Source organism: Arthrobacter humicola (assembly GCF_039531445.1).
Lineage (GTDB): Bacteria > Actinomycetota > Actinomycetes > Actinomycetales > Micrococcaceae > Arthrobacter > Arthrobacter humicola.
In genome coordinates, this window is sequence record NZ_BAAAQB010000030.1 from 71,958 (window position 1) to 88,648 (window position 16,691).

The following is a 16,691-nucleotide window of genomic DNA, read 5'->3' on the forward strand; positions in this document are numbered from 1 at the left end:
GGCATCAGTCCCGCAACGTCGCCGCGGCGTCGCGGACTTTGACCATGGTCCGAAGATTCCGGGTGGTGGTGGCGGCCTTGTACTTGGCCTTCGAGGAGAGCTTGCTGAAAGGACTGTCCAGGGTTCCGCCGGTGGGGGCGAGCCACGCCAGCGCTTCCGGACCCAGCTGCGTGAGCTCGGTCCCGTCCAAGGCGCGGCCGGACTCGAAGAGTTCTGCGAGCACGCCGGTATCGGAGGCGAGGGTCAAGTAGGTGTGGGTGGATGCGTCGTCGGCCGGGTAGGGGCAGGCCTCCACGAGGGCCGCCACCCGGTCTGCCGTCAGCACCACCACCCAGGCGTCATAGCCGAAGGTCTCCCGCAGGCACGCCTCGAATTCCTGTTTGACGCCGGCCTGGTCCAGCTCGCTGGCCAGCACCACGTTGCCGCTGGCCAGCAAGGTCTTGACGCCGGCAAAGGGACGGGACTTGAGCGCGTTCTTGAGGTCGGCCATTTTGATGTTGATACCGCCCACGTTGATGCCCCGCAGGAACACCGCATAGCTTTTCATGGGCACAGCATACTTAGTCGTTGGTCTTGCGGAGCGCTTCCGTGAGGACACGGCCGGCGTTGCAGACCACTTCGGCGTGCAGCCGTCCCGGCTGGCGGGTCAGGCGCTCGATTGGACCGGAAATGGAGACGGCGGCAATCACGCGGCCGGACGGTCCGCGGACCGGGGCCGAAACGGAGGCGACACCAGGCTCGCGTTCGCCGAGGCTCTGCCCCCAGCCTCGGCGTCGTACTCCGGCCAGAACGGTGGGGGTGAAGCGCGCGGACTGGAGGCCTTCCAACAGGCGGTCGTGATCTTCCCACGCCAGCAGCACCTGGGCGGCGGAGCCGGCCTTCATGGACAACTGGGTGCCGACGGGGATGGTGTCGCGCAAGCCGATCGGCCGCTCGGCGGAGGCCACGCAAACGCGCCAGTCACCCTGGCGGCGGAAGATCTGGGCGCTCTCGCCGGTGGCGTCGCGCAGCTGCATGAGCACGGGCCCGGCGGAGGCGATGAGACGGTCTTCGCCGGCGGCGGACGCCAGTTCCACCAGGCGGCTGCCCAGGACAAACCGGCCCTGGATGTCGCGGCTCACGAGCCGGTGGTGCACCAGGGCGAGGGCCAGCCGGTGCACGGTAGGCCGTGCCAGCCCGGTCGCAGCAACCAGCTGCGCCAAGGTGGTGGGGCCGGCCTCAAGTGCGTCAAGCACATGGGCCGCTTTATCGATGACACCGACTCCACTAGAATTGTCCATGTAATGATATTGACGTCTCATTATCTGAGATGCAAGTCAATGCGCTGGCGTATTACTTGGCTGTGCTGGTTCAGTGGAAGCAACAGCCCGCAGGAACGCACATTAATCACCGCAGTGAAGGGAGAAGGCCGTGGCAAAGACACTGGCCGAGAAAGTCTGGGACGCGCACGTGGTGCGCAAGGGGGACGGCGAAGGAGCCAACGCCCAGCCGGACCTCCTTTTCATCGACCTCCATCTGGTGCATGAGGTTACGTCGCCGCAGGCATTTGAAGGCCTGCGGCTCGCCGGCCGCAAGCTGCGCCGCCCGGACCTCACCATCGCCACCGAGGACCACAACACTCCCACGCTGGACATCGACAAGCCAATTGCCGACCTCACCAGCCGGACCCAGATCCAGACCCTGCGCAACAACTGCCAGGAGTTCGGCGTCCGCCTGCACTCCCTCGGCGACGCCGAGCAGGGCATCGTGCATGTCGTGGGTCCCCAGCTGGGCCTCACGCAGCCGGGCATGACCGTGGTTTGCGGCGACTCGCACACCTCAACGCACGGCGCCTTCGGGGCGCTCGCCATGGGCATCGGCACCTCCGAGGTGGAGCACGTCATGGCCACCCAGACACTGTCGCTGAAGCCGTTCAAGACCATGGCCATCAATGTCGAGGGCACGTTGCGCCCCGGAGTGAGCGCCAAGGACATCATCCTGGCCGTCATCGCGAAGATCGGCACCGGCGGAGGCCAGGGCTACGTGCTCGAGTACCGCGGCTCCGCCATCCGGGCCCTGTCCATGGAAGCCCGGATGACCATCTGCAACATGTCCATCGAGGCCGGCGCCCGCGCCGGGCTGGTGGCTCCGGACCAGACCACGTACGACTACATGTACGGCCGCCCGCACGCGCCCCAGGGCGCAGAGTGGGACGCAGCCGTCGAATACTGGAACACGCTGAGCACTGACGACGGCGCGGTGTTCGACGTCGAGGTGGACCTCGACGCCGACACCTTGGAACCGTTCGTGACGTGGGGGACCAACCCGGGCCAGGGCGTATCCCTGTCCGCGAAGGTGCCCTCGCCGAACGACTTCGGCGACGAAAACGCCAAGGCCGCCGCCGAACGCGCCCTGCAGTACATGGGGCTCGAGGCCGGCACGCCGATGAAGGACATCCGCGTGGATACGGTATTCCTGGGCTCCTGCACCAACTCCCGGATGGAAGACCTCCGTGCCGCAGCGGACATCATCCGCGGCCGCACCAAGGACCCCAACATCCGCATGCTCGTTGTTCCGGGCTCGGCCCGGGTACGCCTGGAAGCCGAGGCAGAGGGCCTGGACAAGGTCTTCAAGGACTTCGGCGCCGAATGGCGGTTCGCCGGCTGCTCGATGTGCCTGGGCATGAACCCGGACCAGCTGGAAGTGGGCGAGCGGTGCGCCTCCACCTCCAACCGCAACTTCGAAGGACGCCAGGGCAAGGGCGGCCGGACCCACCTCGTCTCGCCCGTAGTGGCGGCGGCGACGGCGGTGCGCGGCACGCTGAGCTCGCCCTCGGATCTGGACCCCGCTGCGGAGTCCGCGGCGCTCCGAACCGGCGTCGCCTAGCCCGTCCCCGGATCTGAAGCGCAGGCCGCAAACCCGGCCCTGAAGCCCAGATCCACCCAGCCTCGATCCATACAGCCTGAGAAGGATCCGCCATGGAAAAGTTCACCACCCACACCGGTATCGGTGTCCCGCTGCGCCAGAGCAACGTCGACACGGACCAGATCATCCCCGCCGTGTACCTCAAGCGCATCACCCGCACCGGCTTCGAGGACGCGCTCTTCGCCGCCTGGCGCAAGGACACGTCGTTCATCCTGAACCAGGCGCCGTTCAACGCAGGATCCGTCCTGGTGGCCGGCCCCGACTTCGGCACCGGCTCGTCCCGTGAGCACGCCGTCTGGGCGCTCAAGGACTACGGCTTCAAGACCGTGCTCTCCTCCCGTTTCGCCGATATCTTCCGCGGCAACTCGGGCAAGCAGGGCCTGCTCGCCGCCGAGCTGGCCCAGGACGACATCGAGCTCATCTGGAAGGAGCTCGAGAACGCCCCCGGCACCGAGGTCACGGTGGACCTCGTCTCCAAGACGGTGCAGTGCGGCAACATTGTGGCGCCGTTCGAGATTGACGACTACACGCGCTGGCGCCTTCTGGAAGGCCTGGACGACATCGGGCTGACCCTTCAGCACGAAGAAGACATCACCGCGTACGAGGCCACCCGGCCCTCCTTCAAGCCCAAGACGCTGCCCGCCCGGTTGTCCTAAGACCCCGGGGCAGTGTCTCCTGCTCCGGGCCCCGGACTTCGGGACGCCGCCGGCCGCTGAGCCCGGTGATGATGTGCCGCCGTCGAGTCGTAGGACTCGACGGCGGCATTCGCCTTTTGCGCGGTCCCACGTTTGTAGCACTGCCAGCCTGGCACTCCAGCGTCACGAGTCACCGCTCCTATGCCACTGCAACTGGAAGATGCCTGCCGCTCTGGTGGGCTTTAGTCCGGCGTCGGTGCCGGGATCCTGGCCAATCCCTTCCCACGTGGCGTGATGCTGCCGTGCAGGCGTCATCAACTGATCCTGATCGTAGCGGCGACGCTCGGGACCCCATAGCTATCCATAGCGAAGAGCATGTAGGTACCCGGCACCAGCACTCCGCGATCCGCTGGCAATGTAAGCGACGCCGTGTTGCCTGAAACGGCGGTTGCTGTCATCGGGATCCGCCGCTGGTCGGTGTTTACGGTGTGGGTTACCGTGCTCATCCGCATGAGGGAAAACTTTGTGGTCGGCGCTCCGGTGGTGACGGCAATCGTGCTGCCGGCCGCGGCGGTGGTGGGTGCCGCCACAATTTTCGGCCGGGTGCGCGCACTGCCATCGGCGTTCAGCAGATAGGGCGGCGTGAAGATTTCGCCGTCCATGTGATTTGTCGTGCAGCTGCCGCACAGTCCCCCACCGCCGACGAAAACCCGAGCATCTGGGAGTAGTAGGGCGACGCTGTGATATGTCCGGGGGTTGGACATCGGGGCCAGTGTCGTCCACTGCCCCGTCGCCGGATTCCAAATTTCGGGAGTCATTCTGGCGTCCGTGTCAGTGAACGCAACCGGGGTAGCCTGACCGCCGACCACGAGAACCTGGCCGTCGGGAAGCCCGACCCCGTTCGCGAACGACCGGCTGACCGCCATGTCTCCGGTCCGGGATGCGATGACCCGCTTGTTGATATCGATGGTGTACGCCGCCGCCGTGGCTGGGGCGTTCTCGTAGGCGGTTGCCCCGCCCACGGTCAGAATCTTTCCAATGTCGTACATCACAGCGTCACCGTTCATCGCGTCCGGGCTATCCGAGCGCAGTCCCGCAGAGGTGATACTTCCCGCGCCGCTGGTGGAGATCCAGTTCATCTGGCGGCTCGGCCCCGCTTGGAACACCCGGCCATCCGGAGCCGCAAACAACCAGGCATGATTGTCGGAACGGAAGATACCTTGGGGATCGGCGGTCAGGATGTTATCGGCCAGCACATTCGGCAACGTTCGCCAACCGCCTGAGGCCGACCACACTTCGCCGTTCTTGTTGCCGGTACCGCCAGACCATGACCCACCAATGGTAAAGACTTCGCCGGTCGATGTGGTCACATTACTTTGGTATCCCCGGGCGATATTCATGTCGGGCCCCGGAGTCCAGGCGTTAGTCACCGGGTCATAAAGGGTGGTTTTCGAGCTATTGCTGCCGCCGCTGATCAGGATCCGTCCGTCCGGCAGCAGCGAGACTCCCGGGCAAAACATGTCGTGGCCGGTGTTGGCCACCTGTTGGTCATTGCTTACGGCTCCGGTGGTAAGGTCCAGGATTGACGTCTGGGTATATCCCTTGCTGCCGCCGTATGCCGTGGGTGAATAGGCGGACCAGGTAAGTAGCCGGTTGCCAGGCAATATGGCCGCCGCCACCGGGACGATCGGGAAGCTGATCGTCGGACCCCAGGAGCCCAGCGAAGGGCCGAGCAGATTTATCTCTGCCGCGCTGCTCCATGGACCCCGGTTGCCGGCCTCCGTGATGGCGGTCAGCCGGACGTACCGGGCGCTGACCGCGGTGAAGGTCACGGTCTTCTCCGCGGCGGTGTCCGGCCAGGTTCCGGTGGCGACCGTGCTCCAAGTGATTCCGTTGGAGCTGACTCCGATCGAGTAATTGCCGACCCGCCCGTTCGCGAGGTCGGAACGCGGGAGATAGCGCAGACCCGAGATGTTTTGCGTTGCCTTGGTGTCGATCGTGATGGCGTGCGGCAGTGGTGCACTCGGCGTCGGGGACCATCTGCTGTGCCAGATGGTGGCCGTGCTGCCATCGAGTACGTTGCTGGCCCGGTCGTTCTCGCGGAGGACCTCTTCATCACTGGCGCTGGCCGTCCAGCCGTCGCGTGGCAGCACACCCGTTGGAGGCGTGGATTGACCGCCCACGAGATTTATCTCCGCCGCGCTGCTCCATGGACCCCGATTGCCGGCCTCCGTGGCCGCGGTCAGCCGGAGGTACCGGGCGCTCACCGCGGTGAAGGTCACTGCCTTCTCCGTGGCGGTGTCGGGCCAGGTGCCGCGAGCCACCGGGGCGCTCCAAGTGGTGCCATTGGTGCTCACCGCGATCTCAAAGCTGCCGACCCGCCCGTTAGGTAGGTCAGAACGCGGTAGATAGCGGAGTCCCGAGATGCTCTGCGTCGCCTTGGTGTCGATCGTGATCGTATGCGGCAGCGGTGCACTCGGCGCCGGGGACCACCTGCTGTGCCAGATGGTGGCAGCACTGCCGTCGAGCACATTGCTGGCTTTACCGTTCTCGCCGAGGACCTCTTCATCGCTGGCCGTAGCCGTCCATCCGGTTCGAGGCAGGGGAGCCGGAGCCGCCGCCAGGGCAGCCGTTGGCAGCACGGCGTTGTGAATGTGCGTTCCGGCCAGGTCCGTGGAGCTGTCCGGGGTCGCCGCCGTCGCCAGCAGCCCCGCGCTGTGAAGGTGCGAGCCGGTCGTGCCCGCGGGCACGTGCAGAGCCAGCGCCACGAAAGCCATCATCAGGACGGATCCGACCAGAACCAAGAACAGCCGGCGAATATGTTCGCGCAACACCCGCGGGATCGACAGCCGTCGCCGCGGCCGGATCATGGTACGCATCCCTCCCGGCATGACTTGCCACATTTCAGGAGTTGGATTCCGAGAGTCCACAGACGGATGAAGTTCGACGGCGAGCGTTTCTGAGGTGCTGTCTGCGTGTCATCCAACGATCCATTTGAGCCTCCCTGCGGTACCTTTCCCCGTGGCACGACAGACTCTATGGAGGGCAGCATGGGAAAACCTTGGGCGGCGGACGTGCGTATGCAGAGTGCAGGCATGGTGGCTCGTGAGCGCGCATTCTCAGAATGCTTGTCCCTCGTTCGGTGGGCTGCAACGCAGGTACTCCCTGCCGGACCGCAGCATTGAAGGCCGAGGGGCTGCCCTCGAAGGACGCCTTGGCGCTACATCGTTTGAGCGGGCAGGTAGCTACTCGAGCCGAACAGCCGCGCCCCCGCAGTTGCGCACCCCGCCCAGTCATTCAGCGACATCCGCGCCCCGTCTGCGTTCCACTCTCCTTGGGCACCGTGAGCGTGTCCGAAAGCGCCGTCGCATGCGGGCAGTTTAGGCCGCCGCGCGCCCCGCCGAAGGGCTCCGTATTTCGGATCGGTAACGGATACTCCTATGCTTAGCTGGAGCCTTTGTAAGGATTTGGGGGCGAGTAGTCGTGAGGAAACCGGTATATGAGTAGTGTTCTGACAATCCGCGGAGGCGTCCCGCTAACTGGCCGCGTCACCGTTCGCGGGGCCAAGAATCTTGTCCCCAAAGCCATGGTGGCTGCCCTGCTGGGCAATGAACCATCGGTGTTGCGCAACGTCCCGGAAATCAAGGACGTCGAGGTTGTCACGAGCCTGCTCCAACTCCATGGCGTCAGGGTTGATAAGGACCCCGTCACCGGTGATCTGACGCTTGACCCGAAGGGTGCCAAGACCGCCTCCAGCACGGCGATCGACGCCCACGCCGGCGATTCGCGCATCCCGATCCTGCTGTGCGGGCCGCTGATCCACGCCATCGGCGAGGCCTTCATCCCGGACCTGGGCGGCTGCAAGATCGGCGACCGTCCGATCGACTACCACTTGAATGTCCTGCGCCAGTTCGGCGCCGTGGTGGAGAAGCGCCCCGGCGGCATCCACATCTCCGCCCCGAACGGCCTCAAGGGTGCCAAAATTGCCCTTCCGTACCCGTCCGTCGGCGCCACCGAGCAGGTCCTGCTGAGCGCCACGCGCGCCGAGGGCATCACCGAACTCTCCGGAGCGGCCACCGAGCCGGAAATCGTTGACCTCATCGCGGTGCTGCAGAAAATGGGCGCGATCATCAGCGTCCAGACTGACCGCACCATCCGGATCGAAGGCGTCCAGGACCTCGGCGGCTACAACCACCGCGCCCTCTCCGACCGCAACGAATCGGCCTCCTGGGCTTCCGCGGCCTTGGTCACCCGCGGCGACATCTTTGTTGAAGGCGCCACGCAGCGCGACATGATGACGTTCCTGAACACCTACCGCAAGGTCGGCGGCGGCATGGACATCGGCGACGACGGCATCCGCTTCTACCACCGCGGCGGCAAGCTCAACCCGCTGGTCCTCGAAACGGACGTTCACCCGGGCTTCATGACCGACTGGCAGCAGCCCCTCATCGTCGCCCTGACCCAGGCCGAGGGCGTCTCGATCGTGCACGAAACCGTGTATGAGAACCGCTTCGGCTTCACCGAGGCCCTCATCCGCATGGGCGCCAACATACAGGTGCACCGCGAGTGCCTCGGCAGCGTGCCGTGCCGTTTCGGCCAGCGCAACTTCCTGCACTCCGCCGTGATCTCCGGACCGGCGCAGCTCAAGGGCACCGACATCGACGTGCCGGACCTGCGCGGCGGGTTCAGCCACCTGATCGCCGCACTGGCCGCCACCGGCACCTCCCGCGTCACAGGCATTGACATCATCAACCGCGGCTACGAGCGCTTCACCGAGAAGCTCGCGGGCCTCGGCGCCGATTTCGACATCACGTCGGCCAAGTAGCGGGGGCCCTGTGAAGGAAACGGCCAAGAGCCACGCCACATTTGTGACAGTCGCCGGGATCGTCCGGCCGGTGATGAATCTGCTGATGCGCAAGAAATGGGAAGGCCTGGAAAAGCTGCCCGCCGGGGGTTTCATCGCCGCCCCCAACCACTGCACGGAGATCGACCCGCTGGTAGTGGGGCACATGCTCTACAACCAGAAGCGGATGCCGCACTTCCTCGCCAAAGCCAGCCTCTTCAAGGTTCCGGTTCTGGGGGCGATCCTGCGGTCCACCAAGCAGATCCCGGTGGAACGCACGACGGCGGGAGCGAACCGCTCGCTTCAACTCGCCAAGGAGATCGTGGACGAGGGCGGGGCGATCATCATCTACCCGGAAGGGACCCTGACCCGGGACCCTGACCTGTGGCCGATGAAGGGCCACACCGGCGCCGCGCGCATGGCGCTGGAGAGTGGCATCCCCGTGGTGCCTATGGCCCATTGGGGTGCCCAAGAGGTCTTGCCGCGCTACGCCAAGCGTTTGTACCTCTTCCCGCGCAAGACGTCCCGCCTGGTAGTAGGGGATCCCGTGGACCTGAGCGCCTTCGAAGGCCGCCCGCTGGACCGGGCGACGCTCACCGCCGCCACGAACGTCATCATGAACGCGATAACCGGCCTCCTGGCCGGACTGCGCGGCGAACAGCCGCCGGCAGAGCGCTGGGACCCGGCAGCGCACAACCAGCCCACCCACGGCCGCATTGACCCGGACGTCACCACATGACCGCGGAATCAGTGACGGCGGATCTTCCGGCGCCGGCCTTCCGGGAAACGGATTCCGCCACCACCGTGGCTGTCTTGGGGGCAGGCTCATGGGGGACCACCTTCGCCAAAGTGGTCGCCGATGCGGCCACCGCCTCCGGAGTCGAGCGCAGCATCCGCCTCTGGGGCCGACGTCCGGAAGTCGTCGACCAGATCAACGCACTGCACGTCAATGAGCAGTACCTGAAGGACATCAAGCTGCCGTCCAGCATCACGGCCTCCACGGACGTCGCCGCGGTCCTTGCCGGTGCGGAACTGGTGATCCTGGCCGTTCCGGCGCAGACCCTGCGCCCGCAGCTGCGGGCCTGGAAGAAGCACCTGACGCCGGGCGCCGTCGTCGTATCCCTGATGAAGGGCCTTGAGCTCCACACCGACGCCCGTATGAGCGAGGTCATCTGCGCGGAGCTGGACCTGCCCGCCAACCGAGTCGCCGTGGTTTCCGGGCCCAACCTGGCCATGGAGATCGCCCGGGACGAGCCGACTGCGTCCGTTGTGGCCTGCACGGATCCGATCACGGCAGGCTGGATTGCCCGCAGCTGCACCGCGCCCTACTTCCGCCCTTATACCACCACTGATGTGGTCGGCGTCGAAATCGGCGGAATCGTCAAGAACATCATTGCCCTGGCCGTGGGAATCTGCGAAGGCAAGAAAATGGGGGACAACACCAAGGCCTCGGTGATCACCCGCGGCCTGGCGGAGACCTCCCGGCTGACCCTTGCCCTGGGCGGCGAGGCCCGGACCATGGCCGGGCTCGCCGGCCTGGGCGATCTCGTGGCCACGTGCTCCTCCCCGCTGTCCCGGAACCACACTGCCGGCCGGCTGCTCGGCAAAGGACTGACGCTCGATCAGGTCACGGCCGAGATGAAGCAGACCGCGGAAGGCATCAAGTCCAGCCAGGCGGTCCACGAACTTGCCGGAAAGCTCGGCGTCGACATGCCGATCACGGCAGCCGTCGTCGCCGTCCTGGCCGGAAAACTGTCCGTAGACGAACTGGGTCCGCTGCTGCTGTCCCGGGACCTGAAACCCGAAGGCGATTACTGAGAGTGTCAGAGAACAACATGACCACAGAAGCCCGCACAGGCCAGTCCAAACCCCGCGTCGCGGTGCTCTTCGGCGGCCGCTCCAGCGAGCACGCCGTCAGCTGCGTGACAGCCGCCGGCGTCCTCGGTGCGATCGATAAGGACAAGTACGACGTCATCCCCATCGGGATCGCCAAGACCGGCCAGTGGGTTTTGGCCTCCGGGGACACCAACGAATGGTCGCTCTCGGCGACGTCGCTGCCTGAAGTGGCGCCGTCGACGCAGACCGTGGCGCTGGCCGAGATTGGCGGCGAGCATCAGCTGATCGTCGCCTCCCCGAACGCAGTCCCGCAGGAACTCGGCGCCGTCGACGTCGTATTCCCGCTCCTGCACGGGCCGTTCGGCGAAGACGGCACCATCCAGGGCCTCCTGGAACTCTCCGACACCCGCTACGTGGGCGCCGGCGTGCTGGCATCCGCCGTCGGCATGGACAAGCACTTCATGAAGGTGGTCTTTGAGTCGGCCGGACTGCACGTGGGACCGTACATCGCCGTGACCGACCGGCAGTGGCTCACGGATCCCGAGACCGTCCGCAAACGCGTGGACCAGCTCGGCTTCCCCGTGTTCGTCAAGCCGGCCCGGGCGGGGTCTTCCATGGGCATCTCCAAGGTGGATTCGCTCGAGGGCCTGGATGCCGCGATCGAGGCCGCCCGCGAGCACGACCCCAAACTGGTCATCGAGGCCGGCATCACGGGCCGCGAGATTGAATGCGCCGTGCTGGAAGGCCGGGGGACCGATGCTCCCCGGACGTCCATGCCGGGCGAGATTTCCGTGGCGGGCGGCGGACACGAGTTCTATGACTTCAACGCCAAATACGTCGACGACGCCGCCGCGCTCAGCTGCCCGGCCGACCTCCCCGACGAGGCAATCGCCCGGGTACGGGAACTGGCCGCTGTCGCCTTCGACGCCGTCGGCGCCGAAGGACTGAGCCGGGTCGACTTCTTCTACACGCCTGAGGGCGAGCTCATCATCAATGAGATCAACACGATGCCCGGGTTCACGCCCAAGAGCATGTACCCGCAGATGTGGAAGGCCACTGGCCTGGGCTATGCGGAACTGATCGACGAGCTGATCTACCTCGCGCTGCACCGCAAGACGGGGCTGCGCTAGGCCCCGCGGGGCACTAGCGCCGGGCCCGGCGTCACGGCGCCGGGTCCCTTACTTGCTGGTCGGCAGGTTCTGCAGGTCCTCTTGGCCGACGCAGTTCCGGGTGGCCTTAACCTTCAGCGCCGCGGGGGAGAGATCCGCCAGCACGGTGGCCGAGCTGATCTTGTCCGGATCCATGAGGATCTCCGTGGCTGGTTCGCGGCCGAACGTCGTCAGGGTCCACACCGGGTTGCCTTCTTTGATGACCCAATCGACGCCGTTGACGCTCACGCAGCGGTCCGTCGTGGGACCCGGAACGTTGACACCGCAGCGCAGGATCACCAGGGACGGGTCTCCCCAGGCCGCCGTCGCCTGGGCATTGGTCTTGCGCAGCTTGGCGTCGCCAATGGCATCGGGAAGGGCCAGCATCATCGGTGCACAGGCCGCGTTCGCGGCGTCTTTCGCGGGCGTGACGTCGACTACCGGCGAGCAGGATGTCAACGCCAGGCCGGCTGCGGCAGCCGCCACAAGAAGGGGAAAACGCGCGGAAACAAGGCGGCTGAACGGGAGCATTCATCCAGCTTAACCCGCCCCGCGTGGCGCTCCTGCCACAGTTTATGTTCGGCGGGTAGCATTTCTTTGAACAACCTGACTCCAGCCTTCGAGTAGACTGGGACCTCGTGCACCTCTGGGGCTCTGCCGACAATGACGTTAGTGTTGGCCGCATAAGGCACACCTGATTCAATCTCGCACTGTGGGGGAGGGACTGTCGATGACGTCGTGCAGCCGAAAGAAAACTATAGGCACTATAGGCACTGGGCTGGGAGCTTTGCTCCTCGCCGCTTCAGTCATGGGCACGGCGCCCGCCAACGCCGATGACTTGGTGATCCCTAGCCCCTTGGCTACGGCGATTTCGCCTTCTCCGGCGCCCGCTGACCCGGGTCCGACAGCGCCGACGACGGATCCGGCGACTACGCCGACCGAACCTGTGATCGTGCCGCCGCCGGTGGACAACCCGCCCCCGCCCGTGGATTCACCGCCGCCGGTGGACACCGCCCCGGCGCCGGTAGTCCCGCCGGCTGTGCCCCTCGAAACGCCTGCGCCCGTGGTGGAAACGCCGCCCGCCATAGCCCCCGTTGCCCCGGCTCCCGCCGCCGACGACACTCCGTCGGAGACGCCCACACCCACCCCCTCACCCACCCCGACGCCAGCGCCGTCCACAGCCACCGCCGTCATCGCCACGCCCACCAAGCACCCGGCCATGGTGAAGTCCGAGGTACAGGCCGCCGTGGCCGTTGCCACCGGCAGCCCCTTGGCCGTGCAGGCCATCACCGTGATGGTCCTGCTGGGGCTGGGCTTTGCCTATTTGCGGTTCATGGGCCGCAGGAGCGCCAGCACCATTCAGAGAACCGCCAAGTAGATAACGAAGATGCAAGATGAAGTCGATGCCGATCGCCTTTCCTTTGCCACGCGTAAGGAAAGCCTGCGCATAACACTGCTGACTCACTCCTATTGGCCGGAGCAGAGCCCACCTCAGCGCCGCTGGACTGCCATGATCAAGGAGTTTTCCCGGGCGGGCTGGGACGTGGACGTCGTGACGCCGGTTGCTCACTATCCCTTCGGCCGGCGGGCCCTGCCTCGTCGGATGGCGGGAAGGCCGTTCCGGCTGCAAAAAGGGCAGTTTACCGAGAAGATTCTCCGCGTTCCCTACCTTCGCCACGGCAACTCCCGGGCGGCTCGTCTGCTGGACCAGTGCTTTTCCGCTGCCCTCTCGATTCCGGCTGCGTTTATGGTTCGGAAGCCCGACGTCGTCATTGTTACGGCGCCGGGACTGCCTACCCTGGCGGCCGGATACGTCGTGGCCAAGGTCCGCGGCGTGCCATTGATCGTCGAAATGCGAGATGCCTGGCCGGACCTTGCCCGTGACGCCCGGTTGGTCCAAGGCAGCGTGAAAGGCGTCGTTGAGCGGGTCGTGGATTTTGTCCAACACCGTGCCGACCTGGTGGTCACGGTAACGGAGGGGTTCGCAGCTACGTTGCGGGCGCGAGGCGTACGAAATGTAGCGACAGTCAGCAACGGCGTTCACTTGGACTCCATCCCTGTGGTGGGTCCGCCGGAACCCGAGCGGGACGTATTCGAGGCCCTCTATCTGGGGAACCACGGTGAAAGTCAGCGGCTTGATGTGGCGATCAGGGCGAGTGCCCTCGTGGGGGACTCCATGCACCTGCATATGGTGGGACACGGGACGCAGCGGCCGGCGCTGGAAAAGCTGGCGCGGGCGCTAAGGGCGCCGGTCACGTTTCATTCTCCCCTGACGGGGGATGCCATGTTGGAACGGTATGCGTCTGCCGATACGTGCCTCGTGTCCCTTCGCGACGACTGGAAATCCTTCGAAACCACTGTTCCGTCCAAGACCTACGAGGTTCTGGCCATCGGCCGCCACATTACTGCTGTGGTGCGCGGCGAAGCGGCCCGGATTGTCATGGACGCCGAAGCCGGGGACATTGTTCCCAGCTCTCCGGAAGCTCTGGCGGATTTGTGGCGTGAACTCGCCGCAGATCGGAGCAGGCTTGTGCGCAACGGGGACAGCCGGCAGTGGGTGAAGACCAACGCAGAATATGGACACCTTGCCGGCCGCTACATGGAGTTAATCTCCGAACTCCTTGCGGGAACCGTCACCGGCGCATGATCCAGCTCTTCAAGAATGCGCGGCTTGCGGCGGCCGTCATCAGCCAGCATCTCGTTGATGATCCTTTCCTTTTGTACCTTCAAGCGGCACGCCGTATGCCCTCCGTGGTGCGCCCCCTGGGCAGGATTGCTGCAGCTGTCTTTCCGAAAGATTCGGTGGCAGTGCCAGTGGTTCTGGCAGCGCTGAGCAACGGAAGCGACGACGATGTCAAGCGTCGTCTCGAACTCGCCGTCAGCGGGCGCGCCAACGGAGAACGGGACCGGCGTTTGGCCGAGATTGCCCTGTCTGGTGGCTTGACCGAGATTTCGGACACGCTGCTGGCCCGGGCCAGCCGTGCGCCCGGCTTCAAATCTGCACGGGCCCGCAGGTTGTGGCATGACGGAAACCTCGGTGACGCCGTTACGGCCCTCGACGGCTCCGGCGCCGCAGGACGGCGGCTGCAGGCTCGCCTCGCCGGCGAAAGAGCAGTGTTCGCTGGCGCGGCGCCCTTGCTGCAGCGGCAGGACTTCACACCGGTCTCTGGCCGGGTCCTGCATTTTCTTACCAATTCCCTTCCACACACCGGCAGCGGCTACGCCCAGAGGTCCCACTCGATCATGGCGGCCCAGCAGGAAGCCGGCTGGGATGTATTGGCTGTTACGCGGATCGGGTATCCCGTGCAGGTGGGCAAATTCCTGGCGCGTGCCTGTGACGTAGTGGACGGTGTCCGCTACCGGCGCCTCCTGCCGTCACGGCTGGCACTGACGATGGACGCACGCCTGCAGCAGCAGGCTGAGGAACTTCTGCAGGTTGCCTTGCAGTTCAGGCCCAGCGTCCTCCATACCACCACGCACTTCGTCAATGGAATGGTGGTCCAGGCGGTGGCCGAGGCGTTGGGTATTCCCTGGGTGTACGAGGTCCGGGGGCAGTTGTCGGACACCTGGGCCGCCACGCGGGGACCTGAAGCACGGGGCAGCGAAAAGTACAGGCTTTTCCAGGCCCGGGAAACCGATGTCATGCGCGACGCCGATTTGGTGGTGACGCTAGGGCATGCCATGAAGGCCAACATTGTCGCCGCGGGCATCCCTGGCGAGAAAATAATCATCGCTCCTAACGCGGTCGGCGGAGCCTTCCTCCATCAGCCGGTGGCTGCGGCCGACGCGCGCCGCGAAGTGGGGCTGCCTGAGGACGGGTTCTATATCGGCACGGTCAGCAGCCTAGTGGCCTATGAGGGGATTGATGACCTCATTGAGGCCTATACGCTGATCGCACGGAAACGTCCGGATGTGCGTCTGCTCATCGTGGGGGATGGTGTTTCTAGGCCTCTACTTCAGGCACAGGCTCGTCGGAGCGGGTTCAGCGATCGCATCATCTTTACGGGACGAGTGCCTCAAGAACGGGCGGTAGGCTACCATCGAGCGCTGGACGTGTTTGTAGTCCCGCGCAAGGACCTCGAAGTTACGCGTTCCGTCACCCCTCTCAAACCGGTGGAAGCGCTGGCATGCGCCCGGCCTGTTGTAGCCAGCAGGCTGCCAGCACTGATGGAAATCGTGACTGACGGCGTCAACGGCCTGCTCGCAAATGCGGAAGACAGCCAAGACGTCGCCCTTAAATTGGAGTCGTTGATCAACTCCGACGAGCTGCGGACCCGTTTGGGACGGGCAGGAAGGCAAGACGTGCTGGACAAACGAACCTGGAGGGCCAACGCACTGTCCCTGAACACGGCATATGAGCGACTATTGGTGGTCCGTCGATGAGTACCGAGACGGCAACCGCCCCCCACACGCCGCAACCTACCGCGGTAAATACTTCCGTGAACTTGCGCGGCCTTCGCCGTGTGGGTGCGCGCCCGCCGTTGCTTGACTACCTCGTTGCTCTCTGGGACTACAGGCACTTCGTCTACTACGATGCCAGGTCACGGGTGCAGACCGGGAATGAGCAGGACCGGCTCGGGTTGGCTTGGCTGGTGCTGGGCCCGTTGCTGAACGGGCTAATGTTTTACCTCATCATGGGGGTGCTGCTGAAGTCCGGGGGCGGAATTGAGAATTTCGTCGCCTTCCTTATCATTGGCGTATTTCTCTTCCAGATGACTACCCGGGCCATTTCAAGCTCGTCGCGTGTCATTTCGGCAAATAAGAACGTTATCCAGGCCTTTCAGTTTCCCCGTGCCAGTGTGGTTTTAGCAGCCAACTTGCGAGAGTTGCTATCAAACATTCCCGTCCTCATCACGATGCTCATTCTGATTATCATCCTGCCGCCGGCGGAAGAAATTTCGTGGCGCTGGCTGATGCTTATACCAATCGTCGTCCTTCAGTTCATCTTCAATCTGGGCATCGGGCTTATCCTCGCCAGGGTCGTGTCAATCTTCAATGACGCCAGTCAGCTCGTTTCCTACGCGATGCGGCTATGGATGTATGCCTCGTGCATGTTCTTTTCGATTGACCGGTTCGATGGGGCGCCGGCCATAAAGGCGGTCATGGAATACAACCCCCTTTATAACGTTCTCTATTTGGCACGGGAATGCCTGCTAAACGGAAGTGTCGGTCCCTGGCGGGCCTGGGTGATTCTGACCCTTTGGTCAGTAGCGGCCGCGGCTTTCGGAATCGTCTTCTTCTGGAAGGGGGAAGAGTCATATGGCCGAGAACTCTGACCTTAACTTCGTTCAAGGAACCCCTGCCGTTGTCATCGACAAGGTGAGC

14 protein-coding genes are annotated in these 16,691 nt (G+C 64.9%); 10 read left to right on the top strand and 4 right to left on the bottom strand.

The window, feature by feature from the left end; all coding sequences use genetic code 11:
- Window positions 1-4 precede the first annotated feature (4 nt).
- Together ABD243_RS11180 and ABD243_RS11185 are read right to left on the bottom strand one after the other, a co-directional pair.
- Window positions 5-547 (bottom strand): DUF1697 domain-containing protein, encoded by a 543-nt coding sequence (locus ABD243_RS11180; protein ID WP_344365461.1) that lies wholly within the window; start codon window positions 545-547, stop codon window positions 5-7.
- 13 nt (window positions 548-560) lie between these two features.
- Window positions 561-1,280 (bottom strand): IclR family transcriptional regulator, encoded by a 720-nt coding sequence (locus ABD243_RS11185; protein WP_026266447.1) that lies wholly within the window; start codon window positions 1,278-1,280, stop codon window positions 561-563.
- Between the two features lie 130 nt (window positions 1,281-1,410).
- On the opposite strand from ABD243_RS11185, the gene leuC reads away from it, so the two are divergent.
- Window positions 1,411-2,865 (top strand): 3-isopropylmalate dehydratase large subunit, encoded by a 1,455-nt coding sequence (gene leuC / locus ABD243_RS11190; RefSeq protein WP_344365464.1) that lies wholly within the window; start codon window positions 1,411-1,413, stop codon window positions 2,863-2,865.
- 92 nt (window positions 2,866-2,957) lie between these two features.
- Window positions 2,958-3,560, top strand: a complete 603-nt coding sequence (gene leuD / locus ABD243_RS11195; protein ID WP_344365466.1) for a 3-isopropylmalate dehydratase small subunit — start codon at window positions 2,958-2,960, stop codon at window positions 3,558-3,560.
- Between the two features lie 293 nt (window positions 3,561-3,853).
- Here the strand turns inward: leuD and ABD243_RS11200 are convergent, their stop codons facing one another.
- Window positions 3,854-6,418 carry a galactose oxidase family protein gene (locus tag ABD243_RS11200; RefSeq protein ID WP_344365468.1) on the bottom strand — a complete coding sequence of 855 codons (2,565 nt, stop codon included), beginning with the start codon at window positions 6,416-6,418 and terminating at the stop codon, window positions 3,854-3,856.
- 620 nt (window positions 6,419-7,038) lie between these two features.
- Between ABD243_RS11200 and murA the strand changes: the two genes are divergently transcribed.
- Genes murA through ABD243_RS11220 form a run of 4 tightly spaced genes read left to right on the top strand, consistent with a single transcriptional unit; the run spans window position 7,039 to window position 11,348 of the window.
- Window positions 7,039-8,364, top strand: coding sequence for a UDP-N-acetylglucosamine 1-carboxyvinyltransferase (gene murA / locus ABD243_RS11205; RefSeq protein ID WP_091253277.1), 1,326 nt, complete (start codon window positions 7,039-7,041; stop codon window positions 8,362-8,364).
- Window positions 8,365-8,374: 10 nt separating this feature from the next.
- On the top strand, window positions 8,375-9,121 hold the full coding sequence (locus ABD243_RS11210) for a lysophospholipid acyltransferase family protein (protein WP_344365474.1): 747 nt from the start codon (window positions 8,375-8,377) through the stop codon (window positions 9,119-9,121).
- A complete protein-coding gene (locus tag ABD243_RS11215; protein ID WP_344365476.1) occupies window positions 9,118-10,200 on the top strand; it encodes an NAD(P)H-dependent glycerol-3-phosphate dehydrogenase in 1,083 nt (360 codons plus the stop codon). The genes ABD243_RS11210 and ABD243_RS11215 overlap by 4 nt, the downstream gene beginning before the upstream one ends.
- Window positions 10,201-10,217: 17 nt before the next feature.
- On the top strand, window positions 10,218-11,348 hold the full coding sequence (locus ABD243_RS11220; RefSeq protein WP_425547180.1) for a D-alanine--D-alanine ligase family protein: 1,131 nt from the start codon (window positions 10,218-10,220) through the stop codon (window positions 11,346-11,348).
- A gap of 48 nt (window positions 11,349-11,396) precedes the next feature.
- Here the strand turns inward: ABD243_RS11220 and ABD243_RS11225 are convergent, their stop codons facing one another.
- Complete coding sequence (locus ABD243_RS11225) at window positions 11,397-11,897, bottom strand: DUF3515 family protein (protein WP_344365480.1); 501 nt, start codon at window positions 11,895-11,897, stop codon at window positions 11,397-11,399.
- Window positions 11,898-12,318: 421 nt separating this feature from the next.
- Between ABD243_RS11225 and ABD243_RS11230 the strand changes: the two genes are divergently transcribed.
- The 4 genes from ABD243_RS11230 to ABD243_RS11245 are packed head-to-tail and all read left to right on the top strand — an operon-like array spanning window position 12,319 to window position 16,642.
- Window positions 12,319-12,744, top strand: coding sequence for a hypothetical protein (locus ABD243_RS11230; protein WP_344365482.1), 426 nt, complete (start codon window positions 12,319-12,321; stop codon window positions 12,742-12,744).
- Window positions 12,745-12,753: 9 nt separating this feature from the next.
- Window positions 12,754-14,013, top strand: a complete 1,260-nt coding sequence (locus tag ABD243_RS11235) for a glycosyltransferase family 4 protein (RefSeq protein WP_344365484.1) — start codon at window positions 12,754-12,756, stop codon at window positions 14,011-14,013.
- Window positions 14,010-15,749 carry a glycosyltransferase family 4 protein gene (locus tag ABD243_RS11240; RefSeq protein WP_344365486.1) on the top strand — a complete coding sequence of 580 codons (1,740 nt, stop codon included), beginning with the start codon at window positions 14,010-14,012 and terminating at the stop codon, window positions 15,747-15,749. Before ABD243_RS11235 ends, ABD243_RS11240 begins: the two co-directional genes overlap by 4 nt.
- Window positions 15,746-16,642: an ABC transporter permease gene (locus ABD243_RS11245; RefSeq protein ID WP_344365488.1), complete on the top strand. Its 897-nt coding sequence runs from the start codon at window positions 15,746-15,748 to the stop codon at window positions 16,640-16,642. The genes ABD243_RS11240 and ABD243_RS11245 overlap by 4 nt, the downstream gene beginning before the upstream one ends.
- Window positions 16,643-16,691: the final 49 nt, after the last annotated feature.